Annotated in this window: 18 protein-coding genes; 3 read left to right on the top strand and 15 right to left on the bottom strand. The window is 51.8% G+C overall.

From position 1 onward, the window contains the following. Positions 1-59 precede the first annotated feature (59 nt). Positions 60-905: an AraC family transcriptional regulator gene (locus tag J2X61_RS08090; protein WP_310187160.1), complete on the top strand. Its 846-nt coding sequence runs from the start codon at positions 60-62 to the stop codon at positions 903-905. Positions 906-953: 48 nt separating this feature from the next. Here the strand turns inward: J2X61_RS08090 and J2X61_RS08085 are convergent, their stop codons facing one another. The 4 genes from J2X61_RS08085 to J2X61_RS08070 all read right to left on the bottom strand — a co-directional run bounded on the left by J2X61_RS08085 (position 954) and on the right by J2X61_RS08070 (position 5,656). Further along, positions 954-1,958, bottom strand: a complete 1,005-nt coding sequence (locus tag J2X61_RS08085; protein ID WP_310187158.1) for an asparaginase — start codon at positions 1,956-1,958, stop codon at positions 954-956. 45 nt (positions 1,959-2,003) lie between these two features. Beyond that, positions 2,004-3,704 (bottom strand): ABC transporter substrate-binding protein, encoded by a 1,701-nt coding sequence (locus J2X61_RS08080; RefSeq protein WP_274468774.1) that lies wholly within the window; start codon positions 3,702-3,704, stop codon positions 2,004-2,006. A gap of 98 nt (positions 3,705-3,802) precedes the next feature. Continuing rightward, positions 3,803-4,738, bottom strand: a complete 936-nt coding sequence (locus tag J2X61_RS08075) for a carbohydrate ABC transporter permease (protein WP_274468773.1) — start codon at positions 4,736-4,738, stop codon at positions 3,803-3,805. A gap of 12 nt (positions 4,739-4,750) precedes the next feature. Next, complete coding sequence (locus J2X61_RS08070) at positions 4,751-5,656, bottom strand: ABC transporter permease (protein ID WP_274468772.1); 906 nt, start codon at positions 5,654-5,656, stop codon at positions 4,751-4,753. Positions 5,657-5,760: 104 nt separating this feature from the next. On the opposite strand from J2X61_RS08070, the gene J2X61_RS08065 reads away from it, so the two are divergent. After that, positions 5,761-7,575, top strand: a complete 1,815-nt coding sequence (locus J2X61_RS08065) for a sensor histidine kinase (RefSeq protein ID WP_310187155.1) — start codon at positions 5,761-5,763, stop codon at positions 7,573-7,575. Beyond that, complete coding sequence (locus tag J2X61_RS08060) at positions 7,572-8,768, top strand: response regulator transcription factor (RefSeq protein WP_310187152.1); 1,197 nt, start codon at positions 7,572-7,574, stop codon at positions 8,766-8,768. Before J2X61_RS08065 ends, J2X61_RS08060 begins: the two co-directional genes overlap by 4 nt. A 638-nt stretch (positions 8,769-9,406) precedes the next feature. On the opposite strand, the gene J2X61_RS08055 is transcribed toward J2X61_RS08060, so the two are convergent. From J2X61_RS08055 to J2X61_RS08005, 11 genes are all read right to left on the bottom strand, one after another. Next, on the bottom strand, positions 9,407-10,075 hold the full coding sequence (locus J2X61_RS08055; RefSeq protein WP_310187149.1) for a DUF1796 family putative cysteine peptidase: 669 nt from the start codon (positions 10,073-10,075) through the stop codon (positions 9,407-9,409). Between the two features lie 105 nt (positions 10,076-10,180). Beyond that, positions 10,181-11,653: a sulfatase gene (locus J2X61_RS08050; protein WP_310187147.1), complete on the bottom strand. Its 1,473-nt coding sequence runs from the start codon at positions 11,651-11,653 to the stop codon at positions 10,181-10,183. Positions 11,654-11,663: 10 nt separating this feature from the next. Beyond that, positions 11,664-12,527, bottom strand: coding sequence for a carbohydrate ABC transporter permease (locus J2X61_RS08045; RefSeq protein ID WP_274468765.1), 864 nt, complete (start codon positions 12,525-12,527; stop codon positions 11,664-11,666). 21 nt (positions 12,528-12,548) lie between these two features. Next, positions 12,549-13,550, bottom strand: a complete 1,002-nt coding sequence (locus J2X61_RS08040; RefSeq protein ID WP_310187144.1) for a carbohydrate ABC transporter permease — start codon at positions 13,548-13,550, stop codon at positions 12,549-12,551. Beyond that, positions 13,540-14,847, bottom strand: a complete 1,308-nt coding sequence (locus tag J2X61_RS08035; protein ID WP_274468763.1) for an ABC transporter substrate-binding protein — start codon at positions 14,845-14,847, stop codon at positions 13,540-13,542. The genes J2X61_RS08040 and J2X61_RS08035 overlap by 11 nt, the downstream gene beginning before the upstream one ends. Before the next feature lie 206 nt (positions 14,848-15,053). Then, positions 15,054-16,682, bottom strand: coding sequence for a response regulator transcription factor (locus J2X61_RS08030; protein WP_274468762.1), 1,629 nt, complete (start codon positions 16,680-16,682; stop codon positions 15,054-15,056). Further along, positions 16,663-18,486 (bottom strand): cache domain-containing sensor histidine kinase, encoded by a 1,824-nt coding sequence (locus tag J2X61_RS08025; RefSeq protein ID WP_310187140.1) that lies wholly within the window; start codon positions 18,484-18,486, stop codon positions 16,663-16,665. The genes J2X61_RS08030 and J2X61_RS08025 overlap by 20 nt, the downstream gene beginning before the upstream one ends. An 85-nt stretch (positions 18,487-18,571) precedes the next feature. Next, positions 18,572-20,053 carry a protein adenylyltransferase SelO gene (locus J2X61_RS08020; RefSeq protein ID WP_310187138.1) on the bottom strand — a complete coding sequence of 494 codons (1,482 nt, stop codon included), beginning with the start codon at positions 20,051-20,053 and terminating at the stop codon, positions 18,572-18,574. A 157-nt stretch (positions 20,054-20,210) separates the two neighbouring features. Then, positions 20,211-21,389 carry an FAD-dependent oxidoreductase gene (locus tag J2X61_RS08015; protein ID WP_310187135.1) on the bottom strand — a complete coding sequence of 393 codons (1,179 nt, stop codon included), beginning with the start codon at positions 21,387-21,389 and terminating at the stop codon, positions 20,211-20,213. Positions 21,390-21,567: 178 nt separating this feature from the next. Then, positions 21,568-22,566, bottom strand: coding sequence for a 4-hydroxythreonine-4-phosphate dehydrogenase PdxA (pdxA, locus tag J2X61_RS08010; RefSeq protein WP_310187132.1), 999 nt, complete (start codon positions 22,564-22,566; stop codon positions 21,568-21,570). Continuing rightward, on the bottom strand, positions 22,559-23,866 hold the full coding sequence (locus tag J2X61_RS08005) for a four-carbon acid sugar kinase family protein (RefSeq protein WP_310187129.1): 1,308 nt from the start codon (positions 23,864-23,866) through the stop codon (positions 22,559-22,561). Before J2X61_RS08005 ends, pdxA begins: the two co-directional genes overlap by 8 nt. Positions 23,867-23,886 lie beyond the last annotated feature (20 nt).

Below are 23,886 nucleotides of genomic sequence, written 5' to 3'. Positions count from 1 at the left end.
ACAAAATTGGTTTCTTTTCATAGAAAAATAACGTATATTGTCCTCAAGGAGGGACGCATATGATCACCGGTTCAAAATTCGTTAAAAGCAATGATTTCCATCTGGATTACAAGGAAATTATCATCGATCAACAGGAACCTCTTGTTCACTATCACGACAAAATCGAGCTCGCCTTGTTCCTGCAGGCGGACATCCGAATCTATGTGAAAGACCGGCTGTATGAAATAAGGGACGGCGATATGATGCTGCTCGCACCTTACGATGTCCACCGGATTGAATATAAACACGACACACCTTATACGAGGTATGTCATTAACGTCTCACCGGGATTTCTGGCGGACGTCCTGAACGCAACCGGCCACGGCGACATCTTGGGTCCGTTTCTATCCGGCCAGAGGGCTGCCATCCGATTTGCCGGCGCGGATGAGTTGAAAGCGCTGAACGCGATTTTCTCCGTCATGTGGCAGATGCTGCACTCGGTCCACGACTCGCCGGAGCGAACCTCGCTGTTTAAGCTGCATACCGCTTCCCTGCTGCTCTTGTTCATGCAGCTGCCGGAGAAGGTGAGCCGGAGGCCGGCATCGGCCAAAGAGGAGAAAATGAATCTAGTCCTCCACTATTTGAACGAGCATTATTTGGAGTCATTCACCTTAGATGCGCTGGCCGACCGGTTCTATCTTAATAAATTTTATTTGGCCCATGCGTTTAAAGCGATTGTGGGCATGACGGTGACGGACTACGTTCAATTCAAAAGGGTCGAGGAAGCCAAACGGCTGCTCAAGACGACCGACAAGTCCGTGCTCGAAGTCAGCCTCGACTGCGGCTATGAGAATGTTCAGCATTTTCACCGCGTTTTCAAAAAACTGGCGCATCTGACACCTTATCAGTTTAAACGGTTGACGTAAAAGGCGCTCCCCATACGATCCGGGGAGCGCCTAACCATTTAACCAAACTCATTCTTCTTGGAGCTTGAACACGGCCTTACTGTAACCGACTGTGACATTCGCATCGTTCCGAATCGTGCGCTGCGATATCCGGTACAGCGCCTCGATCGTCTCACGATTCGGGTATTGCAGCTGCTCCAGAATCGAGGCGACGATGAGCGGCCATTCCTCCTCGGAGCCGTCCAGCACCTTCAAAGCGAAAGCGACCCGCTCCTCCTTCAGCGCGAAGCCGTACACCCCTTTGGCGCCTCCTTTGGCAACGATATTCGGGTCCCGCAGCAGGACGGAGCATATGAAATCCGTCCCCGCGATCATCTCCGGATGCGCATGCATCAGGGCGGTCAGCTTACGGACCGCGTCCCTCACCGCAGGATCCGGGATCAGATCAGGGCACGCCAGCTTCAAGTAGGCCCTGGCCAGCGCATCCAGCGGCAGCGCGTGCACCGGGAAGCCGCAGCCGTCCGTGCCGATCGGGATTTGCTCCTCCGGCATCTCCGAGAGCGATGCCAGCGTGCGCAGGATGAGCTTCTGCGCGGGATGTTCGGGGTCACAGTACGACCCAAGGTCGTACCCAAGCGCTTGGCATAGCGCCAGAATGCCCGTGTGCTTCCCCGAGCAGTTGTGATAAACGCGCCGCTTCGGCAGCTGCTGCCGGACGGCGTTATCCCTTGCGCCGATGTTAAGCGGGTAGGTGGTGGCGCATACGAGCCGTTCTTCGCCCAGCCCAATCTTGCCCAGCATGGACTCGACCGCTTCGATGTGGAACGGCTCCCCCCGGTGTGAGCCGGCCAGAATCGCCGTCTCCCTTCCGGTGAAGCCGAACCGGTTCTCGATCGCGTGCTGCAGAACCGGTATGGCCTGGAACGGTTTGGCCGCCGACCGCAGGTAGGTCACATGATGCGGATTCCCTGCCGCATACCGGATGCGCCCTGCGGCATCGACGCCGCATACATGGCCCGCATGCGTACATTCCAGCACACCCCCGCGGTATTCCTCGACCAACATCCGTTCCATGCCGCACTTCCTTTCCCGGCTATCCTTGCCGCTCTTTGTTGTCCGTTATTTTTTATACACTTTGTTATAGGCTTCTTGATAAATACTAATGAATTGATCCATGCCGGAATCCTTTAACCCTTTCAAGTAAGCGTCCCAGTCCTTGTCGATGCTTTTGGCGCCCATGATGAACTGCAGCATGGACTGCTTCACATAATCCGTAATGATCGGCTTCAGCTGCTTCACTTGGTTCGCTTGTTCGTTCGTCAAGAAGATGTCCGTCGGAAACTCTTCCTTCGGCTGATGGCCTTCGTACAACTCCTTCGTCGCCTTATACAGCCGGGTCTCCAAGCCGTCCATCGTATAAATGTCCTGGCTTGCGGCATAGGCGGTTTCACGGTAATCGGCTGAGCGCAGGTTCGGACCCATTTGATTCCAATGATCGTTCTGCACTTGACCGACGCCGTAAGAAGTTTCTTTCACTTTGAACTTTGCCGCCGTACCGCGCGTATTTTTGTCGTTCGGCTCCGCTTTCACCCAATTGCGTCCCTCTTCCCCGAAGTTCGACAGCGTCGTTCCTTCTTCGGAGTACAAGTAGTCGGCCAAACGGATAGCCGCTTCCGGATTTTTATTTTTGTTCGTGATGGCGAAGACGGAATTCCCGACTCCGATGTAGTGGCCGGTGAACGAAGCTCCGTCCGGACCCGTGAGCGGCGCGATCGGATCATAATCCTTGTGCCGTGTCGCGCTCGGCGATGCATCGGTGAATTCACCGAACCAGCCCGCCGGAATCGCACCGGCGATTGCCGTGTCCGGGCTGTTGCCTTTCTGCGACAGCGCATCCGATTTCTGCGTGAAAGCTTCCTTATCAATCAAGCCTTCCGCATACAGCTTATTCAGGAATTGCAGCCCTTTCTTGAAGCCGGGTTGGTCGACGGCCGTTCCCAGCTTGCCGCCATTCAATACGAAATAGTTATTATCCGCATTGAAATAGACGAATGCATTCATGACGAACGTTTCAATATCCGTATGCCACCCTGTCGGTGAGCCGGTGAACGGAATTTCATCCGCCTTGCCGTTGCCGTTCGGATCTTTCTCCTTGAACGCCTTCAGCATGTTGTAGAAATCGTCCGTCGTTTTCGGAGCGCTGAGGCCGAGCTTCTGCAGCCACTTCGAGTTTACCCACATTTTGGCGGAGAATTGGCAGTGATAGCATTCATTCACGGAAGGAATCGCATAAATGTTGCCGTCAGGCGCCGTAATCGCCTTCTCCAGATAAGGGATGTCCTTGAACGCCTGTTTAATATTCGGAGCATACTGATCGATCAGCTTGTTCAACGGTATGAGAACGCCTTGCTGGCCGTACAGCAGCTGCTCTTCCTTCGTCAGATCGCCCTGCATGAAGATATCGGGATAGTCGCCGCTGGCCAGCAGGAGCTGCTTCTTCTCCTTCAACGCCGCCGTTTCGCCGGGGACGAGCTGCCAATTGAGATGGATATTCGTTTTCCCTTCCAAATATTTGGTAAACCAATTCGTGTTCAAATCGGCAATGTTGGCGGATTGCGGCGCGAATGCGCTCATCTCCACTTTCGTTTTGACAATTGGAAATCCGGTTGCATTCACATTGCCAGCACCCTCTGCGCCTCCCCCGCCGCTCGGAGTGCCGCCCGGCTCATCTCCACCCGAGGTGCAACCGACGACAAGCACAGTCACGAAGAATAGCAGGACCAACGTTCTCCAGGTTTTTCTGGTTCCCTTACTTCTCATACGCATAACCCTCCTTGTTTATGTTCGCCAATCGTTGAACGGGGGCCAACCGATAGGATTCGCTGCCTCGCATCCCGCCTTTCATCCTCATTCCGGAATTAGCCTTTCAAAGATCCGATTAACAGCCCCTTCACAAAATGCTTTTGTACAAAAGGATAGAGAATAAGCACGGGAGCGCTGGCTACGACAATCAACGAATATTTGAGCAGCTCCTTCAATCCCTGTCTCTCCGCCAGCTCGCGGACATCCTTGATCATCGTGGGATCGATGGAATTAAGAATCAATATGTTCCGGAGAATGAGCTGCAGCGGGTACAAATCCGCCGATTTCAAGAAAATGAGCGCTTCGAAATAAGAGTTCCAGTAGCCGATGGCATACATCAGCACGAGGACCGCAATGATCGGTTTGGAGAGCGGAAGCACAATTTGGAATAAAAATTTGAAATCGCTGCAGCCGTCCAGATGTGCCGCTTCCGTAAGCTCCGACGGGATCGACGTTTGGAAGAACGTCCGCGCCAGAATGACCTGCCAGACGGAGATAGCCCCTGGAATGATCATGGCCCATCTCGTGTCCAGCATACCCAGCCCTTTCACAGTCAGATAATAAGGGATTAACCCTCCGCTGAACAGCATCGTAAATACGAAGAGTGCGGTAATGACATGACGTCCGTAAAAATTTTTGCGCGACAAAGGGTACGCCGCCGTTATCGTCAACGTCACACTGAGCAGTGTCCCGAAGATCAAGTAAAACAAGGAATTGCCGTAGCCCGTCAAAATTTGCGGATTCTGGAACACCGCTTGATAGCCACGCAGCGTAGGCTCGACAGGAAGCAGCCAGACTTTGCCTGAGATCACAGCTGACGATGAACTGAACGATGAGCTGACGATGTAAATGAGCGGATACGCCACAATGACCAAGCAGATGATCAGAAATGAATAGACGAAGAATAAATAGATGCGGTCTACACGGCTCTCCATGATGCGGGTACTCGTCTTGGGAGCCTCTAGGGCTAATGTTTGTTCGGGATTCGTCATCTTAGCTACCTCCTACCACAAGCTTGTCTCGGAATTTCTTCTGGCTACCGCGTTAACCAGAATGAGCAGCAGCAAGTTGACGACGGCATTGAAGAGTCCGACTGCTGCGGAGAAGGAGAAGTTCGCTCCGACCAACCCCATTTTGTACACGTACGTGGAGATCACTTCGGATGCCCCGACGTTGATCGCATTCTGCATGAGATAGACCTTCTCGAAGCCGACGTTCATGATTTGCCCTGCATTCAGAATAAGCAGAATGACAGCCGTCGGCATCAGGCTCGGCAGGTCGATATGCAGCATGCGCTGGAACCGCGAAGCGCCGTCCACTTTGGCCGCCTCATACAGATGAGGATCCACACCCGCCAATGCGGCAATATAGATGACCGACGCATATCCGGTAAATTGCCATACATCCGAGAGGACGTACACCGTCTTGAAGTATTCCGGCTTCGACATGATATTTTCCGCCGGAAATCCGAACTTATCGGCGAGCAGATGAACGAAGCCAAGCTGCGGAGACAGGAACAGCATAATGATCGAAACCATGATCACCGTTGAGATGAAATACGGCGCGAAGGTGACTAACTGCACCGTCCGTTTGAAAATGCCGTTTTTCAATTCGTTCAGCGCCAAGGCTAAAATAATCGGCGCAGGAAAACCAACGAGCAGCGAGTAAGCGCTGAGCAGCGCTGTATTTTTAATGACCCGCCAGAATATAGGCAGCCGGAAGAAATCGATAAAATGCTTGAATCCGATCCAATCGCTTCCCCAGATGCCTTTCGTCACCATATAATTTTTGAACGCAATCTGCACCCCCGCCATGGGCACATACTTGAAAATAATCAAATAAATGAGCGACGGCAAAATAATCAAATAAAGCTGCCAGTTTTTCTTTACCATTCGAAATGCTATACTCATGGTATTCCCCTCCACGCTGCATTTACATTTTGCTGCCAATATTAAGCGCTTACAAGGATTATAATAAGGGAATGATAACCAAATTTATAGGGATCATTCTTAAGATGGAACTGTCCGTTTATAAGGTGGTGCTGCTCTTGAACAGGAAGCCGGCCAGGAGTTATCAGAGCTTGTCCATTGTCAAAAAAATGGCGATCGGTTATATCGTCATCATCTTCATGCCCATCATCTCATTCGGTCTGTTCCTGTATAACCAGAACTATAATTCCTTCCTCGAAGAATACGCCCAGGGCAAGCAGAAGATCGTTAATCAGGTGCTGAACAATCTGAACGTGAGCACCGTCCAAATCGAATCGGTGTATCAGCTGTTCCAAAATAATTCGAACACCATCGCCTATTTGAGCGGGAATTACCGGACCGACTTCGAGCAGGTTTCCAACTTTCTCACCTATATCCGGCCCATCTTCACCTCCATCCTTGCTTCCAACCGAATGATTGAAGGCATGACCATTTATATGGAGCAGCAGAACGGCATGATTTTCCGGCCCGAAATGGCGAAGATGGACGAATTCAAGCTGGATGAAAGCATCAAGAAGCTTCCGCTTGGCGTCGGCAAATGGGTGACTCCGAGTGGCGCTTCCTCCTTTCCCGGCGTCAACCTCCACTATGTCCACAAAATCGGGAACCGCAACTTTGAGCAGGATATCGGCTTACTGGATATTAAAGTAACCTCAAATTTCATTAAACCATTGTTTGATTCGTTAAATTTGGACAACAGAAGCAATCTGTATATGCTGGATCAAGATCATAAAATCATATCGGCCATTGAGAAAATAACGCTAACCCCGGATGCCCGTCAAGATTTGCTTGGCATTGCCTTCCAAACGAACGCCAAGTATGTGTACCGGCAGATCAATGGGAATAACATGCTGATTGAAGCTTTTTACTCCGATAATCTCAAGATGCATTTCGTCATGATGGAGCAAGTTGACGCCGTGTTCGGCGGGATTCGCAAAAATAAGTATGTGCTGGCGATAACCGTCGCCGTGCTGCTCCTGCTGCTGTCCGGCATGTATTACTTGATTGCCAGCTCGATGACGAAGCGCATTTTGAAGCTGTCCAAGCATATGAGACAGGTCGATGAGAACCATTTCCCCTTGTACAAGGGTGAGATTAACAATGATGAAATCGGCTATCTGACATCCTCCTACAATGCGATGATCCGGCGAATGGACGAGCTGGTCAATACCGTGCACCGGTCGGAAATGCTGAGAAAGGAATCGGCCTATCGGATGATGCAGGCGCAAATCAAGCCTCATTTCCTGTATAACACCCTCGAATCCATCCGGATGATTGCCGAGGCGAACGATGATCACGATGCAGCCGAAATGTCTTATACGCTCGGCAAGCTGTTTCGCTACAGCCTGTCGGGCAATCGAACCGAGACGACGCTGAAGGAAGAAGTCGAGAATGTCAAAGACTACATCAGCATCCAACAAATCCGGCTTGGCGACCGGCTGCAAGTCTTCTTCCATATCGATGGAGTTATCGATAACTTCATCTGTCCTCATTATATCCTGCAGCCGATCATTGAGAATAGTATCGTGCACGGGATTGCCGCAGTGAGGAAGCAAGTCACCCTGTCCATTCGCATCTGGGAGGACGCTGCTTACATGTTTATCGAGGTCAGGGATACCGGCGCAGGTATTGCGCCCGAGCGGCTCGCTGTTATTCAAGGCGTGCTGAACGGTACGGCGGATGCGGGGGTCTTGCAGCATGGCGGCGGCGGTCTTGGCATCTGTAACGTGAATGAACGCGTCATCATGTTCTATGGCGAGTATTCCGGCATTCACATGGAGAGCCTGCTTCACGAGGGCACGACATGTCTGCTGAAACTAGGCAAGGGGGCTATCTCATGAAACTGCTAGTCATTGACGATGAACCTGTAATTCTGCAAGGAATCATTCGGATGATCCAGAAAGCGAACACGCCTTATACGGAGATCGTCGGCGCATCCGACGGAATTGATGCGCTGCAGAAGCTGGAGAGCTTTGAACCGGACCTCATCCTCACGGACATTCATATGCCGGAGATGGACGGCCTTTCCCTCATTAAAACGGTACAGGTGCAAAATTTGTGCAGCCGTTTCGTCATAATTACCGGCTACGATGACTTCGCATATGCCAGACAAGCGCTGCGCTACCAAGTCGTCGATTACTTATTGAAGCCTATTAATAAGCAAGAGCTGTTAGCCGTTCTCCAAACCGTCGAACAGGACATTCGGTTAGAGCAGGAGCAGAATAAGGCCTTCGATCTCATGCTGCTCAAGGAACATTTGTTCTATAATACGCCGTTAACTGAGATGGCGATGAACCCGGAGCATCTCCGCTCCCTTTGCCCCGGTCCGTGGACGACCATCATCGTCATGCAAGCCGGTGAACGCACTCCGCTCTTGACGGATGAACAGCTTGCTCCGATTTGTGCCGGTCTCGCAGCCAACGATATGAATGCTTACGCCATCCATTCCCGCTACTTGCGGCAAGCCGTCCTCCTGGTGAACGGCCGGCATGCGCTATCGGCGAACGAGCTTCAGCAAGTTTGCGGTGTTCTCCTCCGGACAGAGGAAGGCGGAGCAGGATACCTCGCCGGCATCAGCGGGACGATGTCAGATGTGGAACGCCTGCGTGAAACCTATCTGGCGGCTGTGGCCGGCATGTATACGAGCGGCTCATCCTTCGATGAGGCCGGCGACTCAGAACCGGCGGAACCGCTCCAGCCCCATACGCAATCGATTGACAAAATCATCTCGTTCGTGGAACAAAATTATAAGCAGGATATTTCGCTTGATACCGTTGCCGAACACGTGCGAATGCATCCGAACTATATCTCCATGCTGTTTCGCAAAGAAATGGACCATACCTTCCTGCATTACCTGCATACGTTCCGTCTGACCAAAGCCAAGCAATTCATGCAGGAGCATCCCGATTGGCCGATTCATACGATCGCCGAGCTTGTCGGCTATGAGAACCCCCGGCACTTCTTCAAAGTGTTCAAGAAGTTCGAGAACACGACACCCGGGCAATACCGGCTTGAGCATGCCGCGCAAGGCTAGCCGCTTCTCTTTTTGGGCATAATATCCAAATCCTGTGCTCACTGGAAACAACTTTTTATCTCATTTATTCAGGGGCGCTGCAGCGGCAGAGGCGGATCACCCGGAAGACTTATGCTCAACGCCCCCTGTCCCTTCATTAGAGGAAAATGTTCATACGCGAGCTTATATCCCGGCACTCGACCTGGAAGCGGTCCTTTTATTCCTGGAAGGCGCTGCGGATACCATCATGATAGAGAATGGATGTCGCCAATCCCGAGCTAGTGGTTAACGTGAAAAAAACGAATCGCGCAAGTGCTGTTCATTCCAAGTCTTATCAACTATACGACCGATATGGATTAACAAAGATTGCTGCAGCAAACCATCAAAGATGAATTGGAACGCGCTTACGAACGGATTGTCCTCAGATCGCAGCAGGCGTTTAAAGCCGAGCCTTTCTGTGGTAATTGGAAGCAAGAAAGCAGTTTTGGACACTGAAAGAGGATGACAATTACGACTGGGAGCGCATGTTCACGAAAGCGAGGGTGAGTATCGACTACGAGGTCAACATTGAAAGCTATGGCGCAAAGGGAATAAAACGGCGGGCGCGCTGATTGTACTGCTCGCCGCATGCTTCCCTTCGCTCAGCGTGATATTCGTTCTTATGGGATGAAACGCGTCGTGGAAGTCAATGAAATGCCGCTGAGCACATAGTCCCAGGTTGCATCGCGGTTAGGATCATTGGGAACCTCTACGGCACAGACGCGGTCCAATCCCCAATCCAGCAAGGTGATATCCCGCTTCCCCTCCACGGGAGAGAGAATAAGGATTGCGAATGGACCGTTCACCAGCTCGGACACAATCGTCTGCAGCTCCGCTGACTGTTCGTAATCGGCATTCCATCTAACGAATAGCATGGATGAACCGGAGGACAGCAATTCAAGCATTCTATCAATGCGGCGGTTCAGCTTTTCTTTGAACGGCGCATAATTCAGGCTCCAATGTTCGTTTGGAATTCTGGGAAAGTCGTGGACCGAGATAATGTTATAGCTGGTATCTTTGATAAAATAGGATCTTACGGAAGGCATCGTAACGCCATCTTCATGCACATACGCAGCTCCGTCCATATGCTGCATATGAGGAAGCTCCATAAAGTGGGCAAACCTGTTCTTCAATAACCGGTTGACATCCGAAAGCGATAGCGAAACGCTCCAATCCAGCGGACCGGAGAATGTTCTTAACTTCAGCCTTCTTAACTGAAGCGCCGGATTGCATGCGCTTCCCAAACTGACAATGCGGTCGTATTCGCCTTTGATTTCCTGTAATTTCACCGCTGCCCCCCCCTTTACAATTTATTAAATGATCTTATAGTCCGGGTGGATTGGACAATTTGGCATGAAGAAAAACCTAGCCTGCGGCTAGGTTCGTTGATTCTTCTATGCTTCGCTCAATCCGAGCCGGACGTACTGCTCTGGCGGCGCTCCGGCTTGCTTCATAGCGGTCACCAGCAAGTCCTTCATTCTCCGCTCTGCATCCTTATCCTGCAGAGGCTCCTGTTGGGCGGCATCGCTGTGAAGATCGAATATCTGCGTTGCCATGACGAACTGGTTGCGGGCAGAGGGGATACCCTCCCTACTCTCCGGTATTTTAAAAACGGGATAAGCGGTATAAGGCAAATACCTTCCGGCTTCCACCTGGTCGGGCTCGGCGCGTCCGAGATAGGTCCGGAATGTCGTCGGCATCGCCGTGTAGGTATAGCATGGATGATTGTCGGCGGCCGCAGGAGCGCGCATATAGGTATACCTGCCGTCCGTGACATTGACCGCCATACCGTGATAGCCGTACAGGACCGCCTCTCTGAGCTTCTGCTCCCTGCCTTCGATCAAGCCGAGCAGTGAAGTGCCAAGTACCGTCTCCGGTATGGCCACTCCCATGTATGCCAGTACGGTTGGCATCAAATCGATATTTTGGGTGAGGGCATGCACCCGCTTACCTGCATATTGGCAATGCGGAAGACGAATCATGAGCGGTATATGTGCAAGTTCATTATACACATGCATCACATTTTTACCGGTTTGTTCATGTTCCCCTAACAGAAAACCATGGTCGGTCGTGAAGATGACCATCGTATTCTCCTCGATCTCCAGCCGCTCCATCGTATCCAACAGCTTACCGAGCCAGGCATCGATCATCGTAAGCGTCGCCGCATACCGTCGGCGCACGTGTGCCAGCGCTTCAGACGGTACGTCGACAGTGCCGTACTTCGGCCAAGTATACGAAGGTCCTTGGTACGTGTCGTCATACATGGCCAAATAGTGAGCCGGGCAATCAAAAGGCTCATGAGGGTCGAACGCTTCTACCGTGAGGAAGAAGGATTCCTCCTTGCCGTTGCGCTCCAGCCAGTCGCAGGCGGCTTGCATCGTACGAGGTCCAGGGTAATCCTGCTCCTGCTTGAGCTTCGTGCGATTCTTATTGCATTGATCGCGCATCTGTCCATAGAATGAGGCAGGATGCGGCTCTACGCCAATCGAGGATACCCAGGGATCGTCCTCCTGTCCCCGGTGAAAGTCCCATGTCGTATAGGACTGGCAGTAATTCTCTCCTCCGGTAGCGAAATAGTGATAATGATCGGTAACGATATGACTGAAGATGCCGGCATCTCGGAGTACGGACGGCAATGTGCGGTCAAAAGGTTCAATGCCGCCCCAGCCTTTCTCCAGGAAAGCCGTTCGCCCTGTCAATAGATCGCGGCGTGCCGGCATGCAGGGCAGCGAACCGGACCAGTGCTGGTCGAATAGAACCGACTGCGAGGCCAGACGGTCGATATTCGGGGTCTTGACGCCTGCACCGCCGTAAGCGGATAGCACGTGACGATTCAACGTATCGAATAAAATAAGAATAGTTCTCATCGTTCAGCTCCTATTTGAGACCTGTCGTTACAATGCCTTGAACGAAATATTTTTGCGCCAGCAGGAATAAGAGAACGAGCGGCAGTACGACCAGCGTGGTCGCGGCCATCAGCAAATTCCACTCCACATTCGTTTCGCTTCGGAATATGGTCAGTCCTAATTGAACCGTACGCATCTGCTCCGTATTCGTCATGATCAGAGGCCACATGTAATCGTTCCATGTCGCCGTCGTCTTGAAAATAGCGAGTGTCGCCAAAATCGGCTTGCTCAGCGGCAAGTAAATTTGGTAGAAAACCCGGTAGATCGACGCACCGTCAATCTGCGCTGCTTCATCCAAGGCTCGCGGGAAGTTCATGAAGTACTGCCGGCATAAGAAGATACCGAAAGGTCCTGCGACGAAGGGCAGAATCAACCCCGCATACGTATTAATGAAACCGGTGCCGCCGTGTCCCAGCCAATCGTTGCCGCCGAAGAACGGAAACAGCTTCAGCATCAGAAAAGTTGGAATCATCGTCGTTTGCGCAGGTACCATGATCCCGATGAGAATTGAGAAGAACAGCACATCTCTTCCCGGAAATCGCAATCTCGCAAAGGCGAAGCCGGCCATCGAATTGAACAGCAGGCTGATGATCACTGTGCATAGCGTCACAAAGAAGGAGTTATAGAAATATTGCAGCCAGTCTCCCCGGCTCATCGCGATGGCGAAGTTCTCGAACAACCATTCTTTCGGTATGAACGAGAACGTCGGTGACTGAATTTCCCCCATCGTCTTCAAGGAGGTTACAGCCATGAGCACGAAGGGAAACAGCATAATTAACGAAACAATGAGCATCCCGATGCTCGTGATGATGGACAATTGGGTGTTCTTCTTCAACCCGCTTCACCTCCTAATGTTCTAATCAACATCCAAGTCGTTACCCTGATTGCCGAAACGGAAATTAACGACCGTAATCAGCATGGTGATCACGAACAGCACCATCGCCATGGCCGAAGCATATCCCATCTGGAAATCCTGGAACCCCCGCAAATAGATCTGATGCACGATGGTCGTGGTCGAGTTGAGCGGGCCGCCATTGGTCAATATATTGACCTGCTCGAATACCATGAAAGAATTGATGCAGGACATAACCAGAATGAAAAACGTCGTCGGCTTCAGCATCGGAAGCGTAATGGTGAAAAACTGCCTGATGCTCGACGCACCGTCGACATGCGCCGCTTCGTATAGATTGGATGGGATGGATTGCAGCCCGGATAAATACACGATCATGGTGTATCCGATCGATTTCCATATCCCAATGACGATAATAGCCCCCATGGCGGTCTTCGGATCGTATAACCACTGCACAGGATCAAGCCCGACCGTTCGCAGCAGCCGATTCATAATGCCCAGCGAAGGGTCGTAGATCCACAGCCAGATCATCGACACGGCGACCATGGATGTAACGTTCGGCACATAAATGCTCACACGAGCGAAGATGCGGCCCTTTAATCGACCGTTCAACAGCACAGCCAGCAGAAGCCCCAGCATCATTTGCGGAAGTATCGAGCATAGCGAGTAGATGAACGTGTTATAGACAGCGGTCAGAAACAATTTGTCCTGGAACAGTCTGATATAGTTCTGAAGCCCGACGAAGCCCGGCTTCGAATAGAAATTATAGTTCGTAAAGCTGTAATAGAGACCGATAAGCAGCGGAATAAAAATAAATGCGAAATACACGATATAGCCCGGACCCATCAATACGTAACCTGCGTAATCGATCGGTGTCCGCCGTTTGCGCTTACGCAGCGCTTGCGTATCCGTTACTGCCGCCGTATGCATGACAGCCCCCCTCTTCCGTTCATGGATAAGCGCCTGCCCTTCCTGAAAGCAGCAGGCGCAAAATACGTTATTTGGCAATCAAGTTCGGTAGCTCTTTCTTCAAAGCGTCTGCCGCTTCTTTCATCGCCTGCTCGCCTGTTTTCTTGCCATAGAAGGCAGCCTCCAGGTTCTGGGAGATGATCTCGTACATTTTACTGGAATACGTAACCTTGGCTGCGCCTTGACCGTAAGATACCGCATCGAACACCGCTTGATTGATCTCCGGCTTGTCTTTGATGTAGTCCGTCTTGAGCGAATTCAGTACGACCGGTGTGCCGAGTTCTTTATACCGTTTCCATGTCTCTTCTTTGGACATCACCGTTTGCATGAAATCAAACGCCAGATCTTTCTGCTTGCTTTGGGATCCCATGAACAGCAGCCGCATGCCGGCAAACGTCGCTTTCTGTTTGCGCTCGATAGGTCCGGCGACACCGATCTTCCCAGTCAATTCCGGGTGATCTTTCTGCGTGTTGACGAATGCGGCCGGACTGTCGTAGGCAATAGCCGCTTTCCCGTTCGGGAACAAGTTCTCGTTGGCTTTCGTGGAATCGTTCGGGATGGTTACGCCTTTCTTTACAAGATCCACGATATATTGCGTTGCTTCAATCGCCTCCGGCGAGTCGAACAACGGTTCGTTCTTCTCGACGTCTATAATTTTCGCGCCGTTCTGCAGCACGAACGATTGCCAGAAGGTCCAGCTGTTGGCCGTCGGGATGGCCAGTCCGGCCATGACGGTCGTATCGCCCTCCTTCTTGGTCAGCTGCTGTGCATATTGGGACAGCTCTTCCCAGTTGGCCGGCGGCTTCTCCGGATTGAGCCCCGCCGCTTCGAACAAATCTTTGCGCCACAGCAATACGCGCGGATCCGGAATGAAGCCAATGCCATAGAGCTTGCCTTTGTACGTTCCTGTCTGGTAGACACTATCCATCAGGTCGCTTTTGCCCGCCCATTTATCCAAGTAAGCATCCAGCGGCTCATATTGACCGAGATTGGCTCTTTGGGCGACAGAAGCGAGCGAATAAGATAACACATCGGGTGCTGTCCCGCTTGCATATGCCGCATTAAGCTTCGTTTCCATATCGTTGCCAAACGGCACTTCGCTGTAATTCACCTTGACGCCTTGGTGAGAGGCTTCAAACTCCTGAATGACTCGCGTCCAATACGCTTTCTCCGCCGCATCCGTGCCGGCGCGCCAGAAGGTCAGTGTTTTTCCGCCGCCGGCGGCGTTTTCTTTCTTCGCATTCAACTGCTCGGTTCCATTCCCGCACGCGGTTAGAGCAATGCTGGCAAGGAGCGATACGCATGCGGTTGCCATCAAGCTTCTTTTTGTGATCATGTCGATCAGTACCCCCTTTTTGATTTCATCCACTTAGAAGTATACGGAAATCCGGTGCAGCGCTGTGATGGCCTATTACGCTCTTGTACCACAAAACCATGCTCATTCTTATTCAGCTTTCCCTGTTGTCATCGGGGATAACGCAAAGTTCGGATTTCATACGCCGTAATTCGGATTCCAATAAAAAAACACCGCTGAACGGTGTTTCACATCATGGACGAGCCTCGCAGCGATTTCATATATTCATACGGCGAGAGTCCTGTGTAATTTTTAAAAAGCTTAATAAAATGACTTGCGTTGGCATAGCCGACATGAGCAGCAATGTCCATAACTTTCCAATCCTTCTGTTTCAAGGCTTGCTTCGCCTTCTCCATCCGGATCTGTATGAGATACTCGTTGTAGTTCATCCCCGTCTCTCTCTTGAACAGCTCACTGATATACGTTCGGCTCAGATGCACGTGGTCGGCGATGTCTTGGAGCACGATGTCCTCTGCATAATGCTGCCCAATGTATTCACATGCCAGCTGCACCGCTTCGCCGTACACGGGGCGCCGTTCATGCATCCGCTCCAGAATGTAATCCAGGGTACGTCCGGCCCAATGAAATAGTTCATTGAACGTGATGAGCTTCATCACTTCGACATGTGCTTCCAGATACAGGTGCTCCAGTTGATCTGCAGCTACGCCATCAGCTCTGGCTCTATTCAGAGTCGCATATACAAGCTCAAGCACGATCGCTTTCACCTGTTTGGCTGACAGCATTTTATGAACGGCCAGCTTATTCATCATCTCTTCGAAAGAGGCTCGCGCTTTCTCCGATAGCCCTTTGTCCAAGTGGTCGTAGAAATCCGCCGTCCAATCCGTGTTATTTCGACGATTCTCCGTCAAGCCCGCTTCTTCGCACCATAGAATGCCAGGCTGCTCATAGAAGAGATGCCGGTCTGCCGCAGCCATTACCTCGGCCAACTGTTCGGGAAGGTACGCAAGCTTGCTATACGAGTGGCTGATTCCGATCACCGTGGAGGCACCGATGAATTTCTTCAGATTATCCATCGCTCTGTTGGCGAATAAGAGCAAAGATTCGCGCTGCGATTTCATGCTTGTATGGATGGAGTTGCAAAGCACCACATAGACATTCGGTTTATATAGAAAAGAGCAGCCGTTCCCGATCTCATTCAGCAAGGTTTCATCCACAATATTCGTTACCGCGTTCTGCAGCAGCCCTTCTTCCTGGATGCGCAAAGCGGAATTAACTTCCGCACTGCGATGAATGCCGATTAAAACCAGAGTCAGCTGTTTCTCCGACAAACGCACATGAAACATGTCCAGTTTGCTGTTGAAGAGCGCCGTTGCCTCCGGTTTCCCATCGACGAGTTCGCGGAAATAGCTGCTGCGCAAAGTCAGCTGGCTCTCATTCACCCGGTACCTCAATTCATTCAACTCGCGAACTGCGCGATGGTCGAGTTCGATATCCTTCTTAATTTTATGTAAAATATCGACAAGGCCTTGGAGCGTAATTTCCGCTTTGAGAATATATTCGCTTGCTCCGAACTTCAGTGCTTCCGCAGCGAATTGAAATTCATTATAGGAACTAAATACGACCGACCTTACCCGGGGCATCTCTTCTTTAAGCGCTTGAATAAGCTCAATGCCGTTCATGCCAGGCATCTTGACATCCGTCACAACAAGATCGACGTCGTGGGTCCGGCAAAACTCAATAGCTTGGATTCCGTTCGCTGCCTCGCCGGCAATGCGGTAATCCCCGCCGGATTTCTCCACTGTGAGCTGAAACCATTCCCGAATCATAGGTTCGTCGTCAACGATTAAGATATTCAATGCTTCTGACCTCCTCCCATTTATGTATAGCCGGAATCCTTACGGTTACCGTCGTGCCGATCCCAACCCGGGATTCAATACTTAACCCGTACTGAGGGCCGAAGTACAGCTGAATGCGTTCGTTCACATTATGAAACCCGCCGCGATGGACCAATTTCCCTTCCTGATCCCCCCCTGAGGAGAAAAAGAATTCGCCATTCTCCATACCGTTTCCATTATCGGTTACTTGAAAAAGAATATCTTGCCCCTCCATCAATCCTATAATCTCCAGCCGCTTGGAACCGGACAGTTTGTTCTCAAGCCCGTGAAAGATGGCATTCTCAATAATTGGCTGCAAAATGAGCTTGATGGTGACGAACGCATAGATCTCCTCGTCCAATTGATAGCGGATCTCCAGCCGGTCGCCTTGCCTGACTTGCTGAATATACACATAATTCCGAACCATGGATAACTCTTCTTGAATCGGTATGAGTTCATCTTGCTTGGATATTGATTGTTTCAATAGCTTAACAAGTGCAACGATGACGGAGTCAATCATCTCCGGCGTATGCTTGACCAGCATGAATCGGATGGAAGCTAGTGTATTATACAAAAAATGCGGATTAATTTGCGATTGAAGCGCTTGAAGCTCGGCATGCCGTTTGCGCTCTTGTTCAACTTGAATATTCATCAGCAATTCTTGGAGCCGGTCGATCATCCGGTTGAACTTCCGGGTCAGATGCCCGATCTCATCGTCAGAGACAACCTGCGAACGAACGGACAGATCTCCTAACTCAACGCGGCCGAAGTCATTATACAAGCGTTTGATCGGTACGGCAAGCCGGCGCGCCATCATATACGAAGCGGCGTAGGCCAGCAGTACGACGATTCCGAATACAAGAATGACGATCGTTTGTAGTCTGTTCAGACTGGATAATACGGTGGATACTGGTGTATAAGATACTAGCTTCCAATCCGTCTTGCCAATTGTTTGGAATGAGACAAGCTGCCTCGCTCCCCCTTCCTCGGCGATGAAATACCCCGAATCAAACTGACGAATTTTATTGTAATACGTCCGGTCCGTCAGCGGCCGGTGTACTTCGTTCTTATGGCTCGAAGACAAGACGGCTCCTTCGGCATCAACGATGACAATTTCTTGCGACTTATCCATCGCGCTGCTGTACAAATCGTTCAAAGTGCTCTCATCTACGCTGATCGCAACAATACCTATCGGTGCTCCGCTCTCGAACCGCTTGCTGATGCGCACGCCATAGAAAGCAGTTCCGCTTCCCGCTCCGCTGTCGCCTGTTATCTCGGGCATCGGGGTCGTCACCCAGATAATCTGACCCTGCCCTTCCACGGCGGCACGGTACCATGCTTTCTCGGTCAATCGCTGGACGGGCATCGCCGTCATCATAGGGTTGGCCGGCAGACGGAGTCCGTTGAAGCCGACTAACCGGACTTGAAAGCGTATGCGGTTAAACGAATAGATCGAATTCGACAGCAGTTTCTCGAATGCAGCCCGCTGCATGGCATCCTCGTAACTATTCGGCTGATAGGCGGATGTAAACGCATGATTTACTTCAGCACTCAAAAAAAATTGATTGGAGATCGCGATAATATCATCGAGCAGCCTGTCCGTTTTATCGGCAATCTGTCCTAACGTTTTGAGATTCGACCGGCTGACCTGTTCGGCGATAGAATCTTTAGACACCTCGAGGGAGATTGCTCCAAATAACCCGAGCGGGACGATAATCAACAAGAATGCCGATAGTAGAAATTTATTCTGAACACTGCTTTTGGGTACAAACCATTTCCATATCATGTGTGCTCCTCCTCCGAACAAGGCCGGGACTAGCGAACAACTGCAAGAAGGGCTGCCGGCTGCAGCCCTTCTTGCATGATTCGTGCTATGTGCCGCAATAAGTCCGGTAAGGGCGGGAAGATCGGGAAGCCGCGCAATAGATCTCTTGGTCCGATGAATTATCATAATCGAACGGCCGGGACAGCACCGCAAGAAGCCGCTCCATCACACTGTAATCCTGCTGATTGACCGCAGCCTCGAGCGCCTCTTCCACCCGGTGGTTGCGGGGGATGACGGCGGGATTACTGGCGCGCATCAACTGCCGTGAAGCGGCCGGAGACTCCTGCTGCCGGCTTAATCTCGCTTCCCAGCGCTCCCTCCATTCGGCAAACTCCTCGCTCGCCAGCAAGTCCGAGCCGCTTGTTTCCTCTAATGTTAAGGCACGGAACGTATTGGTGTAATCGGCACGATACTTTTCCATTAATTTGAGGAGTCCGTCAATCAGTTCCTCGTCCTGCTGCTCTTCGTCCATGACGCCAAGCTTTGCCCGCATGCCTGCGAGCCAGTTCGTCCGGTAGATCTTGCCAAATGATGAGATCGCTTCCTGTGCAAGCTCCACAGCCTGTTTCTCGTCGTCATGCAGCAGCGGCAGCAGCGTTTCGGCAAATCTGGCCAGATTCCAACCGCCAATATACGGCTGGTTTGCATACGCATAGCGGCCATGCGTATCGATGGAACTGAACACGGTTGCCGGATCATAGACATCCATGAAGGCGCATGGACCATAATCGATCGTTTCCCCGCTAATGGCCATGTTATCGGTGTTCATCACACCGTGAATGAAGCCGGCCAGCTGCCATTTGGCAATTAAAGCCGCTTGACGTTGAATGACCTCTTGCAGCAGCGACAGATACCGCTGAGCACCGGTAGCATCCACATGCGAATAATGCCTTTGCAGAGTGTAGTCGGCCAGAGCTTGAAGATCCTGAAGCGTGCCGTAATTGGCGGCGAACTGAAACGTGCCGACCCGAATATGACTGGCGGCCACGCGAGTCAGCACGGCACCAGGCAGGTACGTCTCGCGGATAACGGTTTCGCCTGTCGACACGACGGCCAGACTTCGCGTGGTCGGAATGCCTAAAGCATGCATGGCTTCGCTGATGATATATTCCCTGAGCATCGGCCCCACCGCAGCGCGGCCATCCCCGCCGCGGGAATAAGGGGTTCTGCCCGAGCCTTTATACTGAATGTCGAACCGCTCACCGGCTGGCGTGATCTGCTCTCCAAGCAGCAGGGCGCGGCCGTCGCCCAGCATGTTGAAATGCCCGAATTGATGCCCGGCGTATGCCTGTGCCAGCGGCGCAGCACCCACCGGTATGGCATTGCCGGCCAGCACGGCCACGCCTTCATCGCTTTGCAGCGCCTCGACATTCAATCCGAGCGATGCCGCAAGCGGCTCATTCAAGATGATCTGCTTGGGCGAATTCGCGGATGCCGGGTTCTGTCTCGTATACAGGATAGCCGGCAGCCGGGTATAGCTATTATCGAAGTTCCAACCTGCTTGTCGGATCGTCTTAGTGTCAGTCATCTTAACTCCTTCATGGCAAATTGCCCCAATTACTAATTGTTTATTGTCCATTATATAGTGTTTTCCTTTTACTTGCTAAAAAATTAAAAAAACAACCTCGCTCCGTTGCTGCAGAGTAGGTTGCCTGGGTTGCCTGTGTCCCATAACACTTAATTGGCTAGAGGGTCGACGAGCTTGAATGATCATGGTACGCCTGCATCAAGTCCATCAGCTTCGCCGCGGCATGCTCGGAGAAGCATAGCTCAAGATTCGCGCCGGACTCTTTCGCCGAAACGGACGCGTATTCGTACATCTTCGTTTCATATGTTTGAATCGCTTGGTTGACATCGCCGCTTCGAAGGATGGCTAGCGCTAGCTCCGCTGCATCTCGCATGGCCAGGTTCACCCCTTCACCGGCGAAAGGAGACATCAAATGCGCCGCGTCACCGATCAAGGTAACACCCGGTTTGTGTGGCCACTTGAGACCTTCAGGCAGCATATAGATTCTTCTTGGCATCATGTCGCCTTGTGCCGCTTGAATATAAGTTCTCAAAGCTTCATCCCAATCATGATAATAGGTCAGAAGCATCGGCTTGGCTTCCTCCGGCTTGTCAAACGGAATGCCGCAGGTGTCTAGCCAATCCCTCTCAGCCAGGAAAGCCAGGTAGACGCAAATCCGGCCATCTCCATTCAATTGCGCCAGAATCCCCTTATGATCGTCAAGAGCAAACAGCTTGCCGCGTCTGTTGAAGGCGGCAATGTCGGGATGCATGACGGCGGCATTCTCGATGGAAAGCTCCACCATACTGAGTCCGGAATAGATCGGTGCGGCATCCGTCAACAGCGGCCGTATACGTGAGAACGCACCGTCAGCGGCTACGACGAGATCAACGATATGACGATGCCCGTTCTCAAAATATAGCTCATGACGCCCGCCTGCCATAGGAACTGCTTTGTCCAGCTGATGCCCCCATTTTATCGTATCGGGATCAACAGCATCTACGAGTAATTGGCGCAAGACGCTTCGGTCAATCTCGGGCCGGTCTCCCTCATTCGATTCCGCTCGTTCGTCCAAATAAACGCGGCCGGTTTTGTCCAGCAAACGGAAATCTTGTCCTTCATAGCGGGCATATGTTTGAAACTGCTCGTACAACCCCGCCTCTTTCAGCGCCCATTGACCGGTATCCTCGTGGATGTCCAATGAACCGCCCTGCTGCCGGCTTGCAGGCGATGAGTCGCGTTCGTAGACGATGCAAGGCACCCCATGCCGCTGCAAGATTCGCGCAAACGTCAATCCGCCCGGACCTGCCCCGATGATGGCGATTCGCGGTTGTTCGTTCAATTGTTTGATACTCATGATTATCTGCCCCTTTATTGGATGTGTTTGATTACTGCAGACATCATACGACGCTTATATAAACTGAACGTAAATCAGACAAAACGCAGCGGCCGGTTGCAAAAAAAGATGCCCCATCCCGCTAACGCGGCTCTGAGGCATCATATCTGCTTATTCTGCTTGCGCAACCCGCGCAATCTTATTGCTCACGCTTTGGCGCCAGTTCAATCGCTTGCTTAAGCGCTTCTTTCAAGCTCTGTTCGTCAGCGATGCCTTTGCCGGCAATGTCGAACGCCGTACCGTGGTCAACGCTGGTACGAATGATCGGCAGGCCGACCGTAATGTTGACCCCTGCTTCAAGACCAAGCACTTTGATCGGTCCATGGCCTTGATCATGGTACATCGCGACGACGATGTCGAAGTCGCCTCGCGTTGCCCGGAAGAACAGCGTATCGGCAGGCAGCGGTCCTACGACTTGAATGCCCTCCTCCTGCGCTTTCTTCACGGCGGGTACGATCTTCTCGTCTTCTTCGCCATAGCCGAACAATCCGTTCTCGCCGGCATGCGGATTAATGCCGCAGACGGCAATTTTTGGCGCCGTATATCCGGCTTTCTGCAGCGTTTCATGCGCCATACGGATGACTTTATAGACGCGCTCCGGATTGATCATACGAACGGCATCCAGAATGCCGACATGCGTTGTCACATGGATGACCTTCAATTTCGGCGCGGAAAGCATCATGGAGAAGTCCTGCGTGCCTGTCAGATCCGCCAAAATTTCCGTATGCCCCGGATAGATGTGACCACCTTTGTGAAGCGCCTCTTTGTTCAACGGCGCTGTGCAGATCGCATCGATTTCACCGGCATTAGCCAGCTCGATCGCTTGTTTTAAATACATGAATGCGGCATGTCCCGCTTCTTTGGATACTTGTCCGATCGGCAGATCCGCCGGCAGCAAGTTCAAATCGAAGCAGTCAACGGAACCAGGCTCGAACTTCGCTTCGGCTACGGAACCGATCGTACGCACCTGTAGACCGGTTTGCACGAACTGAACCGCCCGCTCCAATATTTTGGCATCTCCAATAACGAAAGGACGGCAAGTTTCGTAAATTTGAGCATCTTTCAACGATTTCATGATGATCTCTGGTCCTACGCCAGCGCCATCACCCATCGTAATGCCGATAATAGGTCTATTCATTCGACGTCACTCCCTTTAACACGTTTTTAGCTTTCGATAAGCTGCCTTCATTCCCGAATGCGCCTGCTTTCGTAACCGCCCAGATTGGTTGTTCGCGAACAAGAAGGCCAAGCGGAATACCCGGCTCGATCTCTTTCACCAATTGAATGCCGGATACGCCGAGGTGTCTGCAGACGGCTTTCGCCGTATCTCCACCGGTGAGAATAACGCCTTGCAGTTCGGAGCTGCGGATGATGACGGAAGCGATAGCTCCCAGAATGTTCGAAATCTGATTCGACACTTCCGTGGAGTCGAAGCCTCTTCGGGCCCCAATCTCCTTCGTTAACCGAACTTGCTCCGGCGATGAACTCGCGCATAGCGAAACATCAACACCCTTCGGAAGGGCATCTCTAAGCAAATCTTGACAGCGCTGCATCTCGCTGCGCAGCCCGTCTTCGGAAGCCATCGCAAGAACGGTGTTCAATTCGACGGCTGCGACTCGCGGTTCCTGGTTATACGCAGCGACCTGTTGGCGGGTCACATTGGAAATGCTTCCCGCAACGAGCAGCACCGGCTTCTCGCTTACGGGAAGCTGCGCAGGCTCGCTCTTGTGAACGGGCAGTGCCAGCGTCTGCGGTAAATAGTCGGCCAAACCGGCAGATCCGGCCCATAACACACGGTAGGACGTTTCAGAGATGTACTCGGCGATACATTGTACATCCTCTTGAGTCTCCGCATCGAAAACGATGAGTTCAGTCTTCGCTTCCAGCAGCGATTGTATGTTCAGGTCAACCTGTTCCTTCCCCGAGCGAATAACATGCAGAGGGATAAGTCCGACTTTCCGATTGGATTGGGAAGAAAACAGCTTGACGAGATCGGATTCATTCACAGGGCATTTGGGATCGTTGGCAATCTCGGTTTGCGAGACGGGAATGCCGTTCAAATAATGGACACCCTGAACGGTCGTACGGCCAATCTTGGGAAAAGCCGGGGCGACGACCGCAAAATCGAATGGCATCACATCCATCACGGCGTCGATCTCAACGCCCAGATTGCCGCGGAGCGTAGAATCCATTTTTTTGTACACGTGCGTAAAGCCTGCTTGCTGAACTTGCTCAGCCGCCGCTTTCACATTCGCATAAGCAATTTCTCTTGCAACGGAACGGCTGTCGGTATCGATTACGACAGCCTCAACCGCTTGTTGATTGGCGACTTGCTTGATATCAAAAACGACTTGCGTTTGCAGCCCTTTTCTTGCAAATTGAACGCCTGAGTCGGATGCTCCGGTCAAATCATCTGCAATAATGGCAATATGGTTCATGGTGCGGTTCCTCCCATGCC

It is taken from the genome of Bacillus sp. 3255 (assembly GCF_031456485.1).
Lineage (GTDB): Bacteria > Bacillota > Bacilli > Paenibacillales > NBRC-103111 > Paenibacillus_E.
This window is presented reverse-complemented; position numbering and strand designations above follow the sequence as displayed.

Excerpts from the sequence above, each read along its gene's own strand:
- J2X61_RS08090 (WP_310187160.1), top strand. The coding sequence starts at position 60 with ATGATCACCGGTTCAAAATTCGTTAAAAGCAATGATTTCCATCTGGAT.
- J2X61_RS08085 (WP_310187158.1), bottom strand. The coding sequence starts at position 1,958 with ATGGAACGGATGTTGGTCGAGGAATACCGCGGGGGTGTGCTGGAATGT.
- J2X61_RS08080 (WP_274468774.1), bottom strand. The coding sequence starts at position 3,704 with ATGAGAAGTAAGGGAACCAGAAAAACCTGGAGAACGTTGGTCCTGCTA.
- J2X61_RS08075 (WP_274468773.1), bottom strand. The coding sequence starts at position 4,738 with ATGACGAATCCCGAACAAACATTAGCCCTAGAGGCTCCCAAGACGAGT.
- J2X61_RS08070 (WP_274468772.1), bottom strand. The coding sequence starts at position 5,656 with ATGAGTATAGCATTTCGAATGGTAAAGAAAAACTGGCAGCTTTATTTG.
- J2X61_RS08065 (WP_310187155.1), top strand. The coding sequence starts at position 5,761 with ATGGAACTGTCCGTTTATAAGGTGGTGCTGCTCTTGAACAGGAAGCCG.
- J2X61_RS08060 (WP_310187152.1), top strand. The coding sequence starts at position 7,572 with ATGAAACTGCTAGTCATTGACGATGAACCTGTAATTCTGCAAGGAATC.
- J2X61_RS08050 (WP_310187147.1), bottom strand. The coding sequence starts at position 11,653 with ATGAGAACTATTCTTATTTTATTCGATACGTTGAATCGTCACGTGCTA.
- J2X61_RS08035 (WP_274468763.1), bottom strand. The coding sequence starts at position 14,847 with ATGATCACAAAAAGAAGCTTGATGGCAACCGCATGCGTATCGCTCCTT.
- J2X61_RS08025 (WP_310187140.1), bottom strand. The coding sequence starts at position 18,486 with ATGATATGGAAATGGTTTGTACCCAAAAGCAGTGTTCAGAATAAATTT.
- J2X61_RS08020 (WP_310187138.1), bottom strand. The coding sequence starts at position 20,053 with ATGACTGACACTAAGACGATCCGACAAGCAGGTTGGAACTTCGATAAT.
- J2X61_RS08015 (WP_310187135.1), bottom strand. The coding sequence starts at position 21,389 with ATGAGTATCAAACAATTGAACGAACAACCGCGAATCGCCATCATCGGG.
- pdxA (WP_310187132.1), bottom strand. The coding sequence starts at position 22,566 with ATGAATAGACCTATTATCGGCATTACGATGGGTGATGGCGCTGGCGTA.
- J2X61_RS08005 (WP_310187129.1), bottom strand. The coding sequence starts at position 23,866 with ATGAACCATATTGCCATTATTGCAGATGATTTGACCGGAGCATCCGAC.